Genomic DNA, 19,970 nt, shown 5'->3' with positions numbered 1-19,970 from the left:
CCGCAGTGCCCGAAGCAGCACAAGCCGCCTCAATCGTCGCTATTCGGATCCATATCCGGAAACAGCACTTCCGTGAAGCCGAACTTCGCGAAGTCGTTGATCCGCATCGGATACAGCTTGCCGATCAGGTGATCGCACTCGTGCTGCACCACGCGCGCGTGAAAGCCCTCGGCGACACGGTCGATCGGCTTGCCGTATTGATCGAAGCCGTGATACTTGATCATCGAAAAGCGGCTCACCGCGCCGCGCAGGCCCGGCACCGACAGGCAGCCTTCCCAGCCCTCCTCCATATCCAGCGAGACCGGCGTGATGGTCGGGTTGATCAGCACCGTTTCCGGCACCGGCGGCGCGTCCGGATAGCGCTCGTTGTGCCCGAAGCCGAAGATCACCACCTGCAGATTCACGCCGATCTGCGGCGCGGCAAGGCCCGCGCCGTTCGCGTCGTGCATGGTCTCGAACATGTCTTTGACGAGCTCATGCAGTTCGGGCGTGTCGAAGTGATCGACCGGATCGGCAATGCGCAAAAGGCGCGGATCGCCCATCTTGAGAATTTCGCGGATCATAACTGCCCCTCCAGGAGCTTACGCATACCATCTTCGTCGAGTACGGGCACGCCGAGTTCCTCAGCCTTCGCCAACTTGCTGCCAGCATCGGCGCCCGCCACCACATAGTCCGTTTTCTTCGATACGGAGCCGGCCACTTTCGCGCCGGCCGCTTCCAGCATTTCCTTCGCCTCTTCGCGGGCAAGGCTCGGCAAGGTGCCGGTCAGCACGACCGTCTTGCCGGCCAGCACGCCCACAGGCGCTTTCGGCGCGGGCGGGCCTTCGGGCCACGTGACCTTGCCCGGCGCGCGCAACTGCTCGACCACCGTGCGGTTGTGCTCCTCGGCGAAGAACTGATGAATCGACTCGGCGACCACCGGCCCCACGTCGTTGACCTCGAGCAAGGCTTCGACCGAGGCGTCCATGATCGGATCCAGCGAGCCAAAGTGCTTGGCGAGATCTTTCGCCGTGGATTCGCCCACATGCCGGATGCCGAGCGCGTAGATGAAGCGCGCCAACGTGGTGTGCCTGGCTTTTTCGAGCGAATCGAGCAGGTTCTGCGCGGACTTTTCGGCAAAGCGGTCGAGTTCGGCGAGCGTGGCAAAACCGATGTTGAATAGATCGGCCGGCGTACGCACGAGGTTCTGGTCGACCAGTTGGTCGATGATCTTTTCGCCGAGGCCGTCGATATCCAGCGCGCGCCGCTGCGCGAAATGCCAGAGCGCCTGCTTGCGCTGCGCGGGACAGAACAGGCCGCCGGTACAACGCGCGATCGCTTCGTCAGGCAAGCGCTCGATATTCGAGCCGCACACCGGACATTGCGTGGGCATCACGAATTCGCGGGCGTCGGGGGGACGCCGGTCGAGCAGCGCGCTCACCACTTCGGGAATCACGTCGCCGGCACGCCGCACGATCACCGTGTCGCCGATGCGGATATCCTTGCGGCGCACTTCGTCTTCATTGTGCAACGTGGCATTCGTCACCGTCGCGCCGCCGACGAACACCGGCTCCAGCCGCGCCACCGGCGTGATCGCGCCGGTCCGGCCGACCTGCACGTCGATCGCGACGAGTTTGGTCAGCGCCTCCTGCGCGGGGAATTTGTGCGCCAGCGCGAAGCGCGGCGCGCGCGACACGAAGCCGAGCGCATCCTGTTCATCGCGCCGGTTGACTTTGTAGACCACACCGTCGATGTCGTACGGCAGCTTCTCGCGTTTCTCGCCGACGCCGTGGAAAAAGCCCAGCAAGCCCTCGGCGCCCTGCACCACGGCCCGCTCGCTATTCACCGGCAAGCCGAGTTCCTTGTACCAGTCGAGCAGTTCGCTATGCGTGGCCGGCATCTCCATGCCTTCGAGCACGCCAATGCCATAAGCGAAAAACGACAGCGGCCGTTGCGCGGTGATCTTCGAGTCGAGCTGCCGCAAACTGCCCGCCGCGGCGTTGCGCGGATTGGCGAATTCCTTCTGTTCCGCGGCCCGCTGACGTTCGTTCAGACGCTCGAAATCGCGCTTGAACATCAGCACTTCGCCACGCACGTCGAGCACGTGCGGGACAAGCTTGCCCTTGAGCTTGAGCGGAATGGAGCGAATCGTGCGAACGTTCCCGGTGACGTTCTCGCCGGTCGTGCCGTCGCCGCGCGTGGAGGCTTGCACGAACGCGCCGTCGACGTAACGCAATGAGATGGCGAGGCCGTCGAATTTCAGCTCGGCCGCGTAGTCGACCGGCACTGGCGGCTCGCTCGCGTTCTTGCCGAGCGCGTCACCGACGCGCTTGTCGAACGCGACGATGTCTTCGTCGGCGAAACCGTTGTTCAGCGACAGCATGGGCTGGTCGTGCACGACCGGCTCGAAGCCGCTCGCCGCCTCGCCGCCCACGCGCTGGGTGGGCGAATCCGGCACGATCAGGTCCGGATGCCCCGTCTCGATACTCTCCAGTTCCTTGAACAGCTTGTCGTATTCCGCGTCAGGCAAATCCGGCTGGTCGAGCACGTAGTACGCGTAGTTGGCGCGTTCGAGTTCCGCGCGCAGCCACGCGGCACGCTCGGCCGGGGCGTTGGTTGCGGGATGTGAGGCGGAGGTTCGGGCCATGCTGTCGGAAGGGTCTTCAGTGAAGTTCAGACATTGGATTATCGCAGGAAGCGTGCCCCTTTACATCGGCCGAATGGCCAGTTTAGGCGCGTTGCGCGTCGGCTCGAAATGCGCACGTGAAGCCGCGGCCTGAAACGACGACGGCCGCACATTGTGCGGCCGTCGGAGACAGCGATAAGACGTAAAAAAATTTACTGGCTGAACAACCGCCGCGTGGCCGGCGAGCCTGCCGGAATGCCCGCCTGTTCGAGCTTCGCGTAAAGCGTCATCAACTGCTTTTCGATCGCGAGCAGCGCGGTTTCCGGCAACGGACGGCGGCCGTCGTCGACCACCCGCCCGCCGATGCGCTCGGCCAACGATTTCGCGTAGTCGCACATCAGACGGAACGGCAGGATGTCTTCATCGGCCACCGGCACGTCGAGCACCAGCGTGATCATCTGGCCGCCCTTGTAGGTGAGGTCGTCGCGCAAAAAGTTGGTGTCGCCGAATTGCAGCATGAACACCGGGCTTTGCCGCGCGTCGAGCTTGACGAAACGCGTACCGTCGCGCGAAAGCAGCAAGCCGTCTTGTGAAGCGACCGCCTGCACGTAGTTGGCGGACCACGGCGCGCCGTCGGAGAGCACGTTGATCGACAACTGCGCGTCGCACTGCGCGGCAAAGCCGTCGAGCTCGCGCGCCATCGCGACCGTTTCGAGCATGTCCGGGAATTCCGGCGACGCATCCAGCGCGTCGGCAAACTGCTGCACGCCGGTCACGAACTCGGAAAACTCCAGTTCGTTGAGGGCGCCGCTGCGATTGGCCAGTTGCGCGGCCGCGCGCAGCTCTTCATAGCGCGCGCCGTTTTGCAGCAGTTCCCACGCGCCGCCTTCGAGCTTGCCTTCGATATGCACCGGCTTGCTGCCCGCGCGGCGCAGACGCTGCGCGAGCGGAATCACCTTGTCGCCCGCGACCGGACCGTTCAAACGGATCGGCACGATGCAGTCGATACGCCGATCGACAATAGCCGGCGGCGCCGACGAGATCGTCGTGGCGGCCGGCAGAATCGGTTCCACGGGTTCGCCGGACTGGCGGGCTTGCGCGGTCTCGGCGCTTGCGTCGCGTTCGGCTTCGGCCACGCCCTCGGCTTCCGGATAGCCGTTCGGCGTGGTCGTCTCGGCCTGAATATCGGCGGCCGTGTCGAGCGGCGCCGTGCCGGCTGCCTGACCGCCGAACGTCGGTTCGACGCGCGCCGCCGTGCCTGGATCCGCCGCCTCGGCGCCCACTACGGGCTCACGGCGCGTGGTCGGCCGGGCCGGTTCGATGAACGGGCTCTGTTCCTCCTGATCGTCCCGCGCGAGATTTTCGGCGGTGTCGGCCGGCATCGGCCGCGGCATCTTGCGGCGCACCTTCGCGCTCTGCCACGCGTTGTACACGACCACGCCCCCGACCACCACGGCACCCGCGCCGATCAAACCGAGTGTCAACTCGTCCATGCATGCTCCATCAGCAATTCTTTTATCTGCGCGGCTTTGCGCCCGCTCCACGTGTCGCGCGACCACCGGCCGCTGCGCTGAACGCGGACACCCGCGAGGCTCAATTCAAATCAAACTCAAACAATATTCTGGGCGAAACCGGCGGCCGATTCCATGTCGACGGCAACGATCCGCGACACGCCCTGCTCCTGCATGGTCACGCCGATCAACTGCTGCGCCATTTCCATCGCGATCTTGTTGTGCGAGATGAACAGGAACTGGGTCTTGTCCGACATCGCCCGCACGAGGTTCGCGAAACGTTCTGTGTTGGCGTCGTCGAGCGGCGCGTCCACTTCGTCCAGCAGACAGAACGGCGCCGGATTCAACTGGAACATCGCGAACACCAGCGCTGTCGCCGTCAGCGCTTTCTCGCCGCCCGACAGCAGATGAATGGTCGAATTCTTCTTGCCCGGCGGTTGCGCCATCACCTGCACGCCGGCGTCGAGAATTTCGTCGCCGGTCATGATCAGCTTCGCCTGGCCACCGCCGAACAACCGCGGGAACAGTTCGCCGAAATGCTGGTTCACCTGGTCGAAGGTGCCTTGCAGGAGCGTGCGCGTTTCCGCGTCGATCTTGCGGATGGCGTCTTCGAGCGTTTCGATCGCGCTGTTCAGGTCGGTGGATTGCGAGTCGAGGAACGACTTGCGCTCGGTCGCCGCCTTCAGTTCGTCGAGCGCGGCCATGTTGACCGGGCCCAACGCGGTGATGGCGTTGTTGATGCGCGTGACTTCGCCTTGCAGGTACGACGGCTTCATGTCCGGCGGGAGCTTGGCCTGCAGTTCAGCCTCGTCGACACCGGCAGCGGCCAGTTGCTCGATAAACTGCTCGCCGTTCAGGCGCGCCGCCTGTTCCTTCAACTGCAATTCGTTGATGCGGTCGCGCAGCGGCTGCAGCACGCGCTCGGCGGTCAGACGCGTTTCGTCGGCGGCACGCAGCTTGGCGGTGAGATCGTCCAGTTCGAGGCGCGCGGCATGCAGCGCCTCTTCCTTGACGGCGCGAATATCGAGCGCGTCCTGCAAGCCGGTATGTGCGGTCTGCTCGTTGATGGTTTCCAGTTCGGCGCGCGCATCTTCCAGCGACGCGGCCACACGCTCGCTCTGCTCGTGCGCGACCTGAATGCTGCGCTTCAATTCGTCGATGCGGTTCGCCATGTTGCGCGCCGCGAAGCGCGCGTCCGTGGCGGCACGGTCGAGATCGCGCGCCTGAGCGCGCGCGGCGGTGAGTTGCTCGTCGAGCGCCTCGAACGCCAGTTGATGATCTTCGAAACGCGCCTGCAATTCGGCGAGTTCGCCATCGTGACGCTCGAAGTTCGCTTCCGACTCCGCGCGCATGGCGCGCTGCTCTTCGATCTGCGCGGTGATCTCCGCGAGTTCCTCGCGAATCTGCGTGCTGCGCTGGATGTAACGCTCGTGCGCCTGGGTGAGTTTGAGCACGTCCATTTGCAGGGCGTGCACGCGCTGCGTGGCGCGCTCGGCCTGTTGACGGACATCGGTCAACAGCTGGGCGGCTTGCGTGTGAGCGGCTTCGGCGCGGATCGCGGCGGCCTTCGCTTCGTCGGCGAGCAAGGCTTGCGCGCGAACCTGGCGCGCCAGATTTTCGATTTCCTGCTGACGGGCCAGCATGCCGGCCTGCTCGGAATCGGCGGCATACAGTTGCACGCCGACGCGCGTCACCACATGCCCCGCCTTGACGACGAACGAACCGCCTTCCGGCAGTTGCGAGCGCATGGCGAGCGCCTGCTGCAGATCGTCGGCGACGAACGCGAGGCCGAGCCAGTCGTTCAGCACCGCGCGGATGCCCGCGTCGTCGATCCGCACCAGCGACAGCAGCGGCCGCAATGCGGGCGGCGTGGCGGCAGGCTGACCGGCGACGGGCGGCGCGTAGAAGGCGAGCTTGGCGGGCGGCGCGTCGGTCGCGAAGGCCTTGACCCAGTCGAGGTTCGACACTTCCAGCGCGGCGAGCCGCTCGCGCAGCACGGCTTCGAGCGCGGCTTCCCAACCGGCTTCGACATGCAGCTTCTTCCACAAACGCGGCAGGCTGCCCAACTCATGCTTTTCGAGCCACGGCTGGATCTTGCCTTCGGTCTGGACGTTTTCCTGCAGTTGCTTGAGGGCGGCGAGGCGCGCGTCGAGCTGATGAATCTGGGCGCTTTCCGCCTGCACGCGTTCCTGCGCGGTGCGGCGTTCGCCGTCGAGGCGCGGCAGCGTTTCCTGCGCGTCGGACAAACGCGTTTGCGCGTCGTGCAGGATTTCCTCATGCTCGGCGAGCTGCATGCGCAGGTCTTCGAGCTGCGCTTCGTCGGGGGCGTCGAGACCGCCCGCTTCCGACTTCAACCGCTCGTGACGCGCCTGCAATTGCTGCAATTGCTGATCGGCATTGCGCTGATGCGCGGCTTCGAGCTTGAGCGCCTGTTCGGTCTGCGCGATACCGCCGCGCTCGGCGTTCAACTCCGTTTGTGCGTCGCGCCAGCGCGCTTCGAGCGCGGGCATCGCGTCGTGCCTGGCGGCCGCTTCGTCTTCGGCGAGCGCGGCTTTTTCTTCGGCAACGGCCAGTTGTTCCTCGGCGTCTTCGAGATCGTCTTGCGCTTTTTGCGCCTGCGATTGCCACTGCTCACGCTGTGCGTTCAGCGCGGCGATCTGCGCCTGCACGCGATTGCGCGATTCGACGATGAACTTGATCTCGGCTTCGAGCCGGCTGACTTCCGAATTGGCCTCGTAGAGCGCGCCTTGCGCGCCTTGCATCGCGTCGCTGGCGGAGTAATGCGCGACGCGCAGCGTTTCGAGTTGCGCTTCGACTTCGCGCAGCCTGGCGGTGTGCGCTTCGAGATCGATCTGGGCCTGTTCGATCGCGCGTTGCTGGCGTTCCTGCTCGCTGCCGGCTTCGTTCTTGCGCAACAGCCACAACAGCCGCTGCTTCTCTTCGCCGTCGGTCTGCAGTTCCTTGTAACGGGTGGCGACCACGGCCTGCGCTTCGAGCTTCTCCAGATTCGAACTGAGTTCCCGCACGATATCTTCGACGCGCGTCAAATTCTCGCGCGTGTCGTGCAGACGGTTCTCGGTTTCGCGGCGGCGTTCCTTGTACTTCGACACGCCCGCAGCTTCTTCGAGAAACACGCGCAGCTCTTCCGGCTTCGCCTCGATCAGGCGCGCGATCATGCCCTGCCCGATGATCGCGTACGCGCGCGGCCCGAGGCCGGTGCCGAGGAAGATGTCCTGAATGTCGCGGCGGCGCGCCGGCAGATTGTTGATGTAGTAGCTCGAGGTGCCGTCGCGCGTGAGCACGCGCTTCACGGCGATTTCGGCATACTGGCCCCACTGGCCGGCGGCGCGGCCGTCGGCGTTGTCGAACACCAGTTCGACGCTGGCGCGGCTACCCGGCTTGCGCGCGGTCGAGCCATTGAAGATCACGTCCTGCATCGACTCGCCGCGCAGTTCGGAGGCGCGCGATTCGCCGAGCACCCAGCGCACGGCGTCGATGATGTTGGACTTGCCGCACCCGTTCGGTCCCACCACGCCGACTAGCTGGCCCGGGACCTGGAAATGCGTGGGATCGACGAATGACTTGAAGCCAGCGAGTTTGATCGAGGTCAGACGCACGGCGATTTCGCTGTTTGAAAAGGGAAAAAATAGGTGGCTCGTGAAGGCCGCGCCAGCCGTTCGCCGACAGAGCGATACGGCCCGCGAACCCTCGCGCCTCGGGTGCCGGCTTCATGCATCGAGGCATGCGCCGGCTAATGAGGGGCAATCATACCATCGCGCGTGGGCGGTTTTTGCCGTCCTTACGGTCGTCGGGTCCGGCATCGCGTCCGTCAGCGAGACTGACCTCCTGAATGGCCGGATCGGGCGGCATGGCCTTGGTCCGATGCACCCAGCTGGACAGCGCCGAAGCCAGCACGATGCACACGCCGCCCGCCCACTCGCGCGGGCCGGGCGTCTCGCCGGCGAAGAGCCATGCGGACAGCGCCGTGACCACGATCTCGAACAGCATGATGATCGAGGCCCGGTTGGCCGGCACGCGCGCGAGACCGTACTGCACCAGCATATTGTTCGATGCCAGCAGAAAGCCGAGCCCGAGCACCAGCCAGGCCGCCGTGCCGAGATGCGCGCCGGTGGGCGGCGCGGGCATGGCCTCGAACAGGGAAGCGCAGGCGCTGAATAACGCCGCACCGCCGAAGATCGTCGCGGTGCGCATTTCCGGTTTCATGTCCGGCAGCACGCGGCTCGTCTTAAGAATCAGCACGTTGCTCATGGCGAAGCCCATGCCGCCCGCGAGGCCCGCCCATTCGGCGAGATTGCCGGGCACGGGGATGCCGAGTTGCGGCGACCACAGCATGGTCATCGCGCCGGCCAGCGACAGCGCGGCGAGGCCCGCGCCCGCCCAGGTCAAGCGTTCATGCAGGATGAAGTGCGCGAAGAGCGCGGTCCACGCCGGGGTGAGATAGAACAGCAGCAGCACGCGCATCACCTGGCCGTGAATCGAGCCCCACACGAAGCCGAGATTGGTGATGCCCGCGGCCAGAGCGAGCGCCGGCAGCAGCCAGTGCCAGCGCACGGTCTTGAGCGCGCGATAGCGCACCAGCAGCACGAACAGGCAACCGGCGCCGCTCGTCAGCGCGCTGGCCGCCGTGCCGGTCACGCCGAGCGCATTCAGCATGCGCAAGGGATACCAGATCATCCCCCACACCGATGCGCCCAGCGTGATCGCGAGCGTCGGCCAACCGTTGCGAAGCCAGCTGGTCATGGTGCGGTGCTCCTTGCGGAGGTGCTCGGGGTGTGTCTGTCGCGGATCGCGATGCCCGTTGCGGAGGGGCTGGGGGCTTTCCTTGCGTGGACCGCGGCGCTCCTGCGCCTGTTGTGTCCGGATGTCTCCAAGACTGCTGTGTACATTGCTGCTCCTGCTTCTTCTTGCGCGAACCGTCGGCGGCTCGCGTCGTTCCCGCTGCAGCGCATTGCCTGCGCCGCCTGGCGGGTTGCGCCGTTACTCAACGGCGCGATGTCCTTCATCTGCTCAATGTTTCACTTGCCTTCATCGCGCTACCGTGGATCGCCTGCGCGACGCCGCCGTGTCATGCATACCCGCAAACCGCCACGCCACCGTATGCCCGCCATGCCGGCCTTGCCACGCTATAATCATTCGCCCGCCGCTGCTGCCGGCCGTTCAGCGTGTTTTGTACGTTTTTACCGCCGCCGGCGCGTGCCCCGCTTTTTGCTGCATGCTTTTCCGCAGCCGTCTCTCGCTCATCTTCGATCAGGCTCGATCCGCCCAGTGAATCCGCTACTCGACTCTCTTCAGCCCTACCCGTTCGAAAAGCTGCGCGCGCTTTTCGCGGACGTCACGCCGAGCGCCGGTCTCGCGCATATCAGCTTCGGCATCGGCGAGCCGAAACATCCCACACCCGCGCTGATTCGCGACGCCGTGGTGGCCTCGCTCGGCGGGTTGTCGTCGTATCCGGCCACGATCGGATCGCCGGCGCTGCGCGAATCGATCGCGAAGTGGGCCACGCGCCGCTACAACCTGCCGCCAGTCGATGCGGCCACCCAGGTGCTGCCGGTGTCGGGTTCGCGCGAGGCGTTGTTCGCGCTCGCCCAGACCGTGCTCGACCCGAAAAAGAATGCTGACGGCGAGCCTGCGATCGTACTCTGTCCGAACCCGTTCTACCAAATCTACGAAGGCGCCGCGATCCTGGCCGGCGCGCAGCCGTACTTCGTGAATAGCGACCCGGCGCGCAACTTCGCCTGCGACTATTCGGCGGTGCCGGCCGACATCTGGGCACGCACGCAACTGCTCTACGTCTGTTCGCCCGGCAATCCGACCGGCGCGGTGCTCACGCTCGACGACTGGCGCGAGCTGTTCGCGCTGTCGGACCGCTACGGCTTCGTGATCGCCTCGGACGAGTGCTACTCCGAAATCTATTTCGACGAAGCCAACCCGCCGCTCGGCGGCCTTGAAGCGGCGCACAAGCTCGGCCGCGGTTTCGAGCGTCTCGTCATGCTGTCGAGCCTGTCCAAGCGCTCCAACGTGCCGGGCATGCGCTCGGGCTTCGTCGCGGGAGACGCGGCGATTCTCAAGGATTTCCTGCTATACCGGACATACCACGGCGCGGCCTTGTCGACGGTGTTCCAGAGTGCCAGCATCGTGGCCTGGAACGACGAGGCGCACGTGCGCGAGAACCGCGCGAAGTACGTGCAAAAGTTTTCCACCGTTACGCCGATGCTCGCCGAGGTGCTCGACGTGCGCCTGCCGGACGCCGCGTTCTACCTGTGGGCGGACGTCTCGCGCACGGGCCTCACGGACACGGAGTTCGCCCAGCGCCTCTACGCCGACTATAATGTGACGGTTCTGCCGGGCTCGTTCCTCGCGCGCACCGCGCACGGCGTGAACCCCGGCCGCAATTTCGTGCGTATGGCGCTTGTCGCCGGCGTCGACGAATGCACCCAGGGCGCGCAGCGAATCGTCGACTTTTGCCGTGCGCTGGCGGGTTGAGTTTTCGTCGATCGCCACCCCGCGCACCGCATCCCTTCTTCAGACTTCAACTCTTCGATAAAGCACGCATATGTCGCAACAACTTCAGCAGATCATTGACACCGCCTGGGAAAACCGCGCCGAACTGTCGCCGAAGGCCGCTCCCGCCGACGTGCGCGAAGCCGTCGCCCACGCCATCGAGCAACTGGACAAGGGCCTGCTCCGCGTCGCGGAAAAGAAGGACGGCGACTGGGTCGTCAATCAGTGGCTGAAGAAAGCCGTGCTGCTGTCGTTCCGCCTGGAAGACAACGCGCCGATGCCGGCTGGCGGCTACAGCCAGTTCTACGACAAGGTGCCCTCGAAGTTCGCCAACTACACCGCTGAAGACTTCGCCGCCGGCGGCTTCCGCGTGGTGCCGCCCGCTATCGCGCGCCGCGGCTCGTTCATCGCGAAGAACGTCGTGCTGATGCCGTCGTACACCAACATCGGCGCGTACGTGGACGAAGGCTCGATGGTCGACACGTGGGCCACCGTCGGTTCGTGCGCGCAGATCGGCAAGAACGTGCACCTCTCGGGTGGCGTGGGCATCGGCGGCGTGCTGGAGCCGCTGCAGGCCAACCCGGTCATCATCGAAGACAACTGCTTTATCGGCGCGCGTTCGGAAGTGGTGGAAGGCGTGATCGTCGAAGAAAACTCGGTGATCTCGATGGGCGTGTACCTCGGCCAGAGCACCAAGATTTACGACCGCGAAACCGGTGAAGTCACGTACGGCCGCATTCCGGCGGGCTCGGTGGTGGTGGCGGGCAATCTGCCGTCGAAAGACGGCACGCACAGCCTGTACTGCGCCGTGATCGTCAAGAAGGTCGACGCCAAGACGCGCGCGAAGGTCGGCCTGAACGAGCTGCTGCGAGGCGACTGATGGCGCGCGGCACGAAAACCGTCGTCTACGGCATCCCGAACTGCGACACCGTGAAGAAGGCCCGCGTGTGGCTGGAAGAGCACGGCGTCGAGTTCGAGTTCCACGACTTCAAGAAACACGGCGTGACCGAACCGCTCGTGCAGGACTGGCTGAAAGACGTGAAGCTCGACGCCTTGCTGAACCGGCGCGGCACCACGTGGCGCGCGCTGTCCGACGACATGAAAGCGGCCGCGGACACGCAGTCGGGTGCGATCGCGTTGATGATCCACAAGCCGTCGGTGATCAAGCGGCCGGTGCTGGTGGTCAACGGGCGCGTCAAGTCGCTCGGTTTTTCCGCGGACGAGTACACGGCGCTGTTCGCGTGAGTGTTCGCGTGAGAGCGGCGCGGTTCGTCTGATCGGCGCGCGAAGCTGAACGTCGGAGTGGCTAGCCGGCGCGTACGCAAGTCTCGGCGCGCGCACCGAACGCAACACGCGGTAAAACGCGGCCTCGGCCGCGTGACTCAAAAAGCTGTTGCCGGCTGCGGTGTTCAACCGCCAGCCGGCATTTTTTCATTTCAAAGTGGCTGTATCGAATCCATGTCCGGCACCCTCGCCCTTACCGAACAACTGATCGCGCGCGCGTCTGTCACGCCCGACGACCAGCATTGCCAGCGCCTCCTGATCGAGCGCCTGTCCGCGCTCGGCTTCGAGCACGAGACCATCGAATCGAACGGCGTGACCAACCTGTGGGCCGTCAAACGCGGCATCGACGGCACCGCGGGCAAGCTGCTCGCGTTCGCCGGCCACACAGACGTGGTGCCGACCGGCCCGCTCGAACAATGGCGCTCGGCGCCGTTCGAGCCGACCCATCGTGACGGCAAGCTCTATGGCCGTGGCGCGGCGGACATGAAGGCGTCGATCGCGGGCTTCGTCGTCGCGAGCGAGGAGTTCGTCGCCGCGCATCCGGCGCATCGCGGCTCGATCGCCTTCCTGATCACGAGCGACGAAGAAGGCCCCGCCACCGACGGCACCGTGAAGGTCGTCGAGGCGTTGCAGGCGCGCGGCGAGCGCATGGACTATTGCGTCGTCGGCGAACCGACTTCGAGCGCGCAGTTCGGCGACATGGTGAAGAACGGCCGGCGCGGTTCGATGTCGGGCAAGCTGATCGTCAAGGGCGTGCAAGGTCATATCGCCTATCCGCATCTGGCGAAGAATCCGGTGCATCTGCTCGCGCCCGCCTTGGCCGAACTCGTCGCCGAACGCTGGGACGACGGCAACGAATATTTCCCGCCCACCACGTGGCAGGTGTCGAACATTCACAGCGGCACCGGCGCGACCAACGTGATTCCGGGCCATGCGGACGTGATGTTCAACTTCCGCTTTTCGACGGCGAGCACCGTGGAAGGTCTGCAGGCCCGCGTGCACGCGATCCTCGACAAGCACGATCTCGACTACGACCTGCAATGGACCGTGAGCGGCCTGCCGTTCCTCACGCCGCGCGGCGATCTGTCGAACGCGCTCGCCAAGGCGATCAAGGACGAAACCGGCGTGAGCACGGAATTGTCGACCACCGGCGGCACCTCGGACGGCCGCTTCATTGCGCGCATCTGCAATCAGGTGATCGAGTTCGGCCCGCTGAACGCCAGCATCCACAAGATCGACGAACATATCGAAGTCGCACACATCGAGCCGCTGAAGAACGTGTATCGCCGCGTGCTCGAACAACTGATCGCCTGAACCAAGGACTATTGCGATGACGCTCCCGTTTTCCACCGTTCGCGACCTGCTGCGTTTCGCGGTCTCGCGCTTCAACCAGGCCGAACTTTCGTTCGGCCATGGCTCGGCCAATGCCTACGACGAAGCCGTTTATCTGGTCCTGCACACGCTGCATCTGCCGCTCGATCTGCTGGACCCGTTCCTCGACGCGCGCTTGACCGCGGCTGAAATCGACGCCGTGCTGAACGTGATCGAACGCCGCGCCACCGAACGCGTGCCGGCCGCCTACATCACGCAGGAAGCCTGGATGCACGGCTTTCGCTTCCACGTGGATGAGCGCGTGATCGTGCCGCGTTCGTTTATCGGCGAACTGCTGCAGGATGGTTTGCAGCCCTACGTGGAAGACCCCGAGCAGGTGAGCGCCGTGCTGGAGTTGTGCACGGGTTCCGGCTGCCTCGCGATTCTCGCCGCCCACGCGTTCCCAAATGCGGATATCGACGCCGTGGATCTGTCGGCGCCCGCGCTGGAAGTCGCCGCGCGCAACGTCACGGACTACAAGCTCGACGACCGCGTCGCCCTGTTCGAAGGCGATCTGTACGCGCCGCTCGCGGAGCGCCGCTACGACGTGATCATCAGCAACCCGCCGTACGTGAACGCGGCGTCGATGCAGGATCTGCCGGCTGAATACAAGCACGAGCCGGACATGGCGCTGGCGGGCGGCGTCGACGGCATGGACATCGTGCGGCGGATCATTGCCGAGGCGCGCAACTGGCTGACCGACGAAGGCGTGCTGGTCGTCGAAATCGGCAACGAGCGGCAGCACGTGGAAGCGGCGTTCGGCGGGCTCGATCTCGTCTGGCTCTCGACCAGCGCCGGCGACGACAACGTATTTCTGATCCAGGCGGCTGATTTGCCGGTTTGAGGTCTTATCGCTTCTTCGGGATGCGGTGCGCAGCGGGGTTGTTGTGCCGTGCGCACCGCGTCTGGGCGAAGCTGCTTTTCCGGGCGTTCGCAATCGCGCCCAATCGCGGAATATCGCGCTTCCGAGTGAGGCAGGCCTCACGAGCGCTCCCTTTGAGCCAAAAACTCGACCAGGTTCCCCAAGGCCCAACTCGCGCGCCTCCGGCCAGGCAAACGCAAAAGATGTTTTGCCACGTCGACCACCTCGCATTCGGGCACTCGCCCTCCAAGCCTGACGGTGGCTCGACCATTCCCCCCAACGCACGCGCGTTCGGTAAGATGGGCGCGGTCAGCTGCCCGGCGCTCATCGAGCCGGCCCAGGCAGCGCTTCGCCAACCCAACGCCGCCTATGCAATTCGACCTGCTTCACATCGGCACGCTGGTCGCCCTCTGCCACATTCTCGGCGTGGCCGCGGCATGTCACGCGATTCTCAACACGCGCACTTCGCAAGGCGCGATTGCGTGGGCCGTGTCGCTGGTCGCGATGCCTTATCTGACGCTGGTGCCATACCTGTTCCTCGGCCGCAGCAAGTTCGCCGGCTACGCGGACGCGCGCCGCGTCGAAAACGAACTGCTGCGCACGCGCGCGCATCCGCCGGAATGGGACACGCGTGCTTCGTCAGCGGGACTGCCGACGCTGGAACTCGGGGGCCGGCTCGTGCATTCGCTCACGCGCCTCGGCGGCATGCCGTTTCTGCCTGGCAACTCGGTGCGCACGCTGGTGAACGGCGCGGCCACCTTCGAGGCGATCTTCGACGCTATCGAGCACGCGCGCCGCTACGTGATCGTGCAGTTCTTCATCGTGCGCGACGACGCGCTCGGCGAGATGCTTAAAGACGCGCTGATCGCGAAAGCGCAACAAGGCGTGCGCGTCTACTTCCTGTACGACAGCATCGGCAGCTTCGATCTGCCGCACCGCTACGTGGCGGCGCTGCGCGCGGGCGGCGTGGAAACGCATCCGTTCGCCACCAATCGCCGCTTCGTCAACCGCCTGCAACTGAACTTCCGCAATCACCGCAAGATCGTTTCGGTGGATGGCGAACGCGCGTTTGTCGGCGGACATAACGTGGGGGTTGAATATCTCGGCGGCAAGCCGCCGCTCTCGCCGTGGCGCGATACCCATATCGAGGTGCGCGGGCCGGCGGTCGCCAGCATCCAGTTCGTGTTCACGGAAGACTGGCATTGGGCCACGCAGCAGTTGCCCGAGTTCGACCTGCCGCCCTTTCCGGTCGCCGACCCCGCAGCGGGGCAAGGCATGCACTGCCTCGTCGTGCCAAGCGGTCCCGCGGACAAGCAGGAGACCTGCTCGCTGTTTTTCGTCGAAGCGATCAACGCGGCGCGCGAGCGGGTCTGGATCACCTCGCCCTACCTGATCCCCGACGAGTCCGTGTTCGCGGCGTTGCGGCTCGCGGCGCTGCGCGGTGTGGACGTGCGCATTCTGATTCCGAGCCGGCGCGATCACCTGGTCGTGTTTGCCGCCTCGAAACTCTATGCGTACGACTCGTTGCGTGCGGGGATCCGGATCTTCCGCTACCAGCCGGGCTTCCTGCACCAGAAGGTCGTGCTGATCGACAGCGTGGCCGCGGCAATCGGCAGCGCGAATCTCGACAACCGCTCATTCCGGCTGAACTTCGAGATCATGGTGCTGACCGTTGACCGCGCCTTCGCCAAAGAGGTCGAAACGATGCTGCTGGCCGACTTCGCCGAATCGCGCGAAATCGACCGCAACGAATACCGCAAGGCAACCGCTTTGAAACGCGTGTTAATGCATGTGGCGCGTCTCTTTTCGCCGATCCTGTAGCGGCCGCCCCTTCACAGCAGCTTTTCGATGTCTTCGGTGATCGCCTCGGGCTTCGTCAGCGGCGCATAGCGCTTCACCACGTTGCCGTCGCGGCCGATCAGGAACTTGGTGAAATTCCACTTGATCGCTTCCAGGCCGAGCAGTCCCGGCGCCTCGCCCGTCAGATAACTGAACAGCGGATGTGCGTTCGCACCGTTCACGTCGACCTTGTCGAACATCGGGAATGTGACGCCGTAATTCTTTTCGCAGAAGCTGCCGATCTGCGCGGCGTCGCCCGGCTCCTGCTTGCCGAACTGGTTGCAGGGAAACCCGAGCACCGTGAGTCCGCGTGCGGCGTAGGTGTCGTACAGGTTCTGCAAGCCCGCGTACTGCGGCGTGAACCCGCATTCGCTCGCCGTGTTGACGATCAGCAAAACCTTGCCTTCATACTGCCCAAGGCTGACTTCCTCGCCGCCCAATGTGCGTGCCGAAAACGAATAAATCGATGTCATATGCTCCCCCGTGAAAGCCGTCAGTCTATGCCAAAAGTCTCGCCGATACAGTCGGCCGAATGGCCGATCCCGGTCGAGCGCCCGGTGTTGGGCCCGGCAGTCTAAAATAGCGGTTTTCTTCAGCCGGCCTCTTCGTGATCCGCTTTAACCAGTTCAGCCTCGCGCGCGGCACCAAGCCGCTTTTCGACAACACCACGTTCACCCTCAACCCTGGCGAGAAGGCCGGCCTGGTGGGGGCGAACGGCGCGGGCAAGTCGACGCTGTTCGCCGTGCTGCTCGGCGAACTGCACGCTGACGGCGGCGATTTTTCGATCCCGCCGAACTGGCAGATCGCCCACGTCGCGCAGGAAACGCCCGCCGCGGACAAGACCGCCCTCGCCTACACGCTGGACGGCGACGCCGCCTTGCGCGCGATCGAAGCGGCGATTGCCGCCGCCTCCGCGGCGCATGACGGCGCGGCCGAAGGCGAAGCGCACGCCGCGTTCGCCGACGCCGACGGCTACACCGCGCCGGCGCGCGCCGAAGCCCTGCTGCTCGGCCTCGGCTTCACGCTCGACCAGACTCGCGAGCCCGTCAGCAGTTTCTCGGGCGGCTGGCGCATGCGCCTGAATCTGGCTCAGGCGCTGATGTGCCGCTCCGATCTGCTGCTGCTCGACGAACCGACCAACCATCTGGATCTCGACGCGATCGTCTGGCTGGAAGACTGGCTGGCCCGTTATCCGGGCACGCTGATCGTGATCTCGCACGACCGCGAATTCCTCGATTCGGTCTGCAATGTGACGCTGCATCTGGAACAGCAGCAGATCAAGCGCTACGGCGGCAACTACTCGCAATTCGAAGTGCTGCGCGCGCAGCAGATCGCGTTGCAGCAGAGTGCGTACGAAAAGCAGCAGCGCACGGTCGAGCATTTGCAGAGCTACATCAATCGCTTCAAGGCGCAGGCCACCAAGGCGCGCCAGGCGCAGAGCCGTGTCAAGGCGCTGGAAAAGATGGAGCTGATCGCGCCGGCGCATGCGTCCTCGCCATTCACGTTCGAATTCCGCACGCCCGATTCCGCGCCGAACCCGATGATGGTGATGGAAGACGTGCGCTGCGGCTACCGCAGCGAAGGCGAACCCGCGGTCGAGATTCCAATTGTCGATCACGTCATGCTGTCGATCCAGAATGGTCAGCGCATCGGGTTGCTCGGCGCGAACGGCCAGGGCAAGTCCACGCTGATCAAGACGCTGGCGGGCACGCTCGAGGCGCTCGGCGGCCACGTGCGCGAAGGCAAGGGGCTGCGCATCGGCTACTTCGCGCAGCATCAGCTCGAAACGCTGCGTCCGGACGACACGCCGTTGCAGCACCTCGCACGTCTCGCACCGGACACGCGCGAACAGGAATTGCGCGACTTCCTCGGCAGCTTCAATTTTTCCGGCGAGATGGCGACCTCGAAGATCGCGCCCTTCTCCGGCGGCGAAAAAGCCCGCCTCGCGCTCGCGCTGATCATCTGGCAAAAGCCGAACCTGCTGCTGCTCGACGAACCGACCAACCACCTGGATCTCGAAACACGTCACGCGCTGACCATGGCGCTCGCGCAGTTCGAAGGCACGCTGATTCTGGTGTCGCACGACCGGCATCTGCTGCGCGCCACGACGGATCAGTTCATGCTGGTCGCGAAACATCGCCTGCAGGAATTCGACGGCGATCTCGACGACTACCGCGACTGGCTGCTGCAACACGCGGCCGAACAGCGCGCGGCGCTCAAGGCGAATGCAGCGGCGAGCGGCGGCAATGGCGGCGACAGTGGCCCGGACGGCGTGAACCGCAAGGAACAGCGACGCCTCGAGGCGGAAACGCGTCAGAAGCTTGCGCATCTGAAAAAGCCGCTGCAAAGCCGGATCACGAAGATCGAAAAGGAAATGGACGCGCTCAACGCGGAGAAGGCGACGCTCGATGCGTTCGTCGTCGACCCGGCAAGTTACGAGCCCGAGCAGAAAAGCAGACTGACGGAGGCGATCCGCCGTCAGGCAGATGTGAACGCGCGCCTCGAAGCGCTCGAAGCCGAATGGCTCGAGACTCATGAGGAACTCGAACAAATCGGCTGACGGCACGCTGTTTCAGGTCCGCGCCGGCATCGACGGGAGCTTGGCTTTGTCATCCGGGAATTCATCCGTCTCAACGCCTGGGGCTTCGGGTGGGGCGTCGGCGGCGGCGGCGGCTGCTTCATCGGCGGCGAGTCCGGCCGCATCTTCGGCTGCCGCTTCGGCCAAGTCTTCGGCCACTCCACGGGCAGCGGGTTCGGCCACGTCGCCGGCCGCCTCCGCGCCGCCCGCGTTACAGGGTTTGCGCGTGCTCGACCTCACGCGCCTGCTGCCGGGCCCGGTTGCCGCCCTGCGGCTCGCCGAACTGGGCGCCGACGTGCTGAAGATCGAAGCGCCCGGCGCCGGCGACCCCACTCGCACGATGATGCAGTCGTCGAGCGATCGCGTGGCGGGGCGGCCCGGCGCGTTTTACCGGCTCGTGAATCGCGGCAAGCGCGAAACGCGCCTTGACCTCAAGTCCGAGGCGGGACGCAACGTGCTGTGCGCTCTCGCCGCGGAAGCGGACGTCCTGATCGAGAGTTTCCGGCCGGGTGTGATGGAGCGGCTGGGCCTCGGCTACGAAACACTGCACGCGCTCAATCCCCGGCTGGTTTACTGCGCAATCAGCGGATACGGCGCGAGCGGTCCGTTCGTCGACCATGCCGGCCACGATCTGAACTACATCGGCTACGCGGGCGTGCTCGATCAACTGGCGGGCCGTGACGGCGCGCCGATCCTGCCGAATTTCCAGATTGCCGACCTGCTCGGCGGCGCCCTCAGCGCGGTCACGCAGATTCTCGCGGCGCTATGGCATGTGTCGCGCGGCGGCGAAGGCCGCTTCGTCGATGTCTCCATGACGCACGTCACCTACGCGCACAACGTGGTGGCGCAGGTCGCGCTCGCCAACGACGGTGCGGCACCTGCCGCCGGCGCCGGCCTGCTGAATGGCGGCGTGCCGTGCTACAACCTGTACCGCACGCTCGATAACCGCTGGCTCGCGGTCGGCGCGCTCGAACTGAAGTTCTGGGAAACGCTCTGCATGGCGCTCGACCGGCCTGAATGGGCCACGCGCCATTGGAGCCTCGGCCAGGCGATCGGCGGCCCGGACGCCGCCGCGCTCACGCAAGAACTCGCCGAGGTGATCGGCAAGCGTTCGCTGGAAGAATGGGTTTTGCTACTGGAGTCGCTCGACTGCTGCGTCTCGCCGGTGCTGACGGCGGCGGAAGCCGCGCGCCATCCGCTGTTCAATCCGCAGACTTACGAGGCGGCGAGCGCAGACGGTGCAGACGGTGCAGACGAGGAAGACAGGCTGATCAGGTAGCGCGCGCGGGGGCCAGCCAAGGCTGGTCGGTAACACGCGCTTGATATGAAGCGCGTTCGCTCCGTTAGGCTGATCAGCCTCACTAGCCGCGTTAGCGGCGCTGGCTTCGTCGCACCCTC

At 65.2% G+C, this 19,970-nt stretch carries 14 protein-coding genes; 8 read left to right on the top strand and 6 right to left on the bottom strand.

Features of this window, described 5'->3' with window-relative positions; translation table 11 throughout:
• Positions 1–29: 29 nt before the first annotated feature.
• From def to B0G73_RS08255, 5 genes are all read right to left on the bottom strand, one after another.
• Positions 30–563 carry a peptide deformylase gene (def, locus tag B0G73_RS08275; protein WP_012433453.1) on the bottom strand — a complete coding sequence of 178 codons (534 nt, stop codon included), beginning with the start codon at positions 561–563 and terminating at the stop codon, positions 30–32.
• Entirely contained in the window at positions 560–2,626 is a 2,067-nt protein-coding gene (gene ligA / locus B0G73_RS08270) for an NAD-dependent DNA ligase LigA (RefSeq protein ID WP_106279625.1), read from the bottom strand. Before ligA ends, def begins: the two co-directional genes overlap by 4 nt.
• Positions 2,627–2,817: 191 nt before the next feature.
• Positions 2,818–4,098 (bottom strand): cell division protein ZipA C-terminal FtsZ-binding domain-containing protein, encoded by a 1,281-nt coding sequence (locus B0G73_RS08265; protein ID WP_106279623.1) that lies wholly within the window; start codon positions 4,096–4,098, stop codon positions 2,818–2,820.
• A 116-nt stretch (positions 4,099–4,214) separates the two neighbouring features.
• Positions 4,215–7,733 carry a chromosome segregation protein SMC gene (gene smc / locus B0G73_RS08260; RefSeq protein WP_106279621.1) on the bottom strand — a complete coding sequence of 1,173 codons (3,519 nt, stop codon included), beginning with the start codon at positions 7,731–7,733 and terminating at the stop codon, positions 4,215–4,217.
• 148 nt (positions 7,734–7,881) lie between these two features.
• A complete protein-coding gene (locus tag B0G73_RS08255; RefSeq protein ID WP_106279619.1) occupies positions 7,882–8,877 on the bottom strand; it encodes a DMT family transporter in 996 nt (331 codons plus the stop codon).
• A 525-nt stretch (positions 8,878–9,402) separates the two neighbouring features.
• On the opposite strand from B0G73_RS08255, the gene dapC reads away from it, so the two are divergent.
• From dapC to cls, 6 genes are all read left to right on the top strand, one after another.
• Positions 9,403–10,620, top strand: coding sequence for a succinyldiaminopimelate transaminase (dapC, locus tag B0G73_RS08245; protein ID WP_106279616.1), 1,218 nt, complete (start codon positions 9,403–9,405; stop codon positions 10,618–10,620).
• A 70-nt stretch (positions 10,621–10,690) separates the two neighbouring features.
• Positions 10,691–11,518, top strand: coding sequence for a 2,3,4,5-tetrahydropyridine-2,6-dicarboxylate N-succinyltransferase (dapD, locus tag B0G73_RS08240; protein ID WP_012433460.1), 828 nt, complete (start codon positions 10,691–10,693; stop codon positions 11,516–11,518).
• A complete protein-coding gene (locus B0G73_RS08235; RefSeq protein ID WP_012433461.1) occupies positions 11,518–11,883 on the top strand; it encodes an ArsC family reductase in 366 nt (121 codons plus the stop codon). The genes dapD and B0G73_RS08235 overlap by 1 nt, the downstream gene beginning before the upstream one ends.
• A gap of 213 nt (positions 11,884–12,096) precedes the next feature.
• Positions 12,097–13,236, top strand: a complete 1,140-nt coding sequence (gene dapE, locus B0G73_RS08230) for a succinyl-diaminopimelate desuccinylase (protein ID WP_106279613.1) — start codon at positions 12,097–12,099, stop codon at positions 13,234–13,236.
• A 16-nt stretch (positions 13,237–13,252) separates the two neighbouring features.
• Complete coding sequence (gene prmB / locus B0G73_RS08225; protein ID WP_106279611.1) at positions 13,253–14,137, top strand: 50S ribosomal protein L3 N(5)-glutamine methyltransferase; 885 nt, start codon at positions 13,253–13,255, stop codon at positions 14,135–14,137.
• 387 nt (positions 14,138–14,524) lie between these two features.
• The gene (cls, locus tag B0G73_RS08220) at positions 14,525–15,976 is read left to right on the top strand and encodes a cardiolipin synthase (RefSeq protein ID WP_106279609.1); all 1,452 of its coding nucleotides are present in this window, start codon (positions 14,525–14,527) and stop codon (positions 15,974–15,976) included.
• A gap of 11 nt (positions 15,977–15,987) precedes the next feature.
• On the opposite strand, the gene B0G73_RS08215 is transcribed toward cls, so the two are convergent.
• On the bottom strand, positions 15,988–16,467 hold the full coding sequence (locus B0G73_RS08215; RefSeq protein ID WP_106279607.1) for a glutathione peroxidase: 480 nt from the start codon (positions 16,465–16,467) through the stop codon (positions 15,988–15,990).
• Between the two features lie 134 nt (positions 16,468–16,601).
• Here B0G73_RS08215 and B0G73_RS08210 point away from each other — a divergent pair, with 134 nt between their 5' ends.
• Entirely contained in the window at positions 16,602–18,554 is a 1,953-nt protein-coding gene (locus B0G73_RS08210) for an ATP-binding cassette domain-containing protein (RefSeq protein ID WP_106279606.1), read from the top strand.
• On the top strand, positions 18,529–19,851 hold the full coding sequence (locus tag B0G73_RS08205) for a CaiB/BaiF CoA-transferase family protein (RefSeq protein WP_258193225.1): 1,323 nt from the start codon (positions 18,529–18,531) through the stop codon (positions 19,849–19,851). Before B0G73_RS08210 ends, B0G73_RS08205 begins: the two co-directional genes overlap by 26 nt.
• The last annotated feature ends 119 nt before the right edge of the window (positions 19,852–19,970 follow it).

It is taken from the genome of Paraburkholderia sp. BL25I1N1 (genome assembly GCF_003002025.1).
Classification (GTDB): Bacteria; Pseudomonadota; Gammaproteobacteria; order Burkholderiales; family Burkholderiaceae; genus Paraburkholderia.
The sequence above is the reverse complement of the archived record's forward strand: the minus strand, read 5'-3'. Positions and strand labels throughout refer to the sequence as shown.

Coding starts and splice junctions, on each gene's coding strand:
- def (WP_012433453.1), bottom strand. CDS start 563: ATGATCCGCGAAATTCTCAAGATGGGCGATCCGCGCCTTTTGCGCATT.
- ligA (WP_106279625.1), bottom strand. CDS start 2,626: ATGGCCCGAACCTCCGCCTCACATCCCGCAACCAACGCCCCGGCCGAG.
- B0G73_RS08265 (WP_106279623.1), bottom strand. CDS start 4,098: ATGGACGAGTTGACACTCGGTTTGATCGGCGCGGGTGCCGTGGTGGTC.
- B0G73_RS08255 (WP_106279619.1), bottom strand. CDS start 8,877: ATGACCAGCTGGCTTCGCAACGGTTGGCCGACGCTCGCGATCACGCTG.
- dapD (WP_012433460.1), top strand. CDS start 10,691: ATGTCGCAACAACTTCAGCAGATCATTGACACCGCCTGGGAAAACCGC.
- B0G73_RS08235 (WP_012433461.1), top strand. CDS start 11,518: ATGGCGCGCGGCACGAAAACCGTCGTCTACGGCATCCCGAACTGCGAC.
- dapE (WP_106279613.1), top strand. CDS start 12,097: ATGTCCGGCACCCTCGCCCTTACCGAACAACTGATCGCGCGCGCGTCT.
- prmB (WP_106279611.1), top strand. CDS start 13,253: ATGACGCTCCCGTTTTCCACCGTTCGCGACCTGCTGCGTTTCGCGGTC.
- cls (WP_106279609.1), top strand. CDS start 14,525: ATGCAATTCGACCTGCTTCACATCGGCACGCTGGTCGCCCTCTGCCAC.
- B0G73_RS08215 (WP_106279607.1), bottom strand. CDS start 16,467: ATGACATCGATTTATTCGTTTTCGGCACGCACATTGGGCGGCGAGGAA.
- B0G73_RS08205 (WP_258193225.1), top strand. CDS start 18,529: ATGAGGAACTCGAACAAATCGGCTGACGGCACGCTGTTTCAGGTCCGC.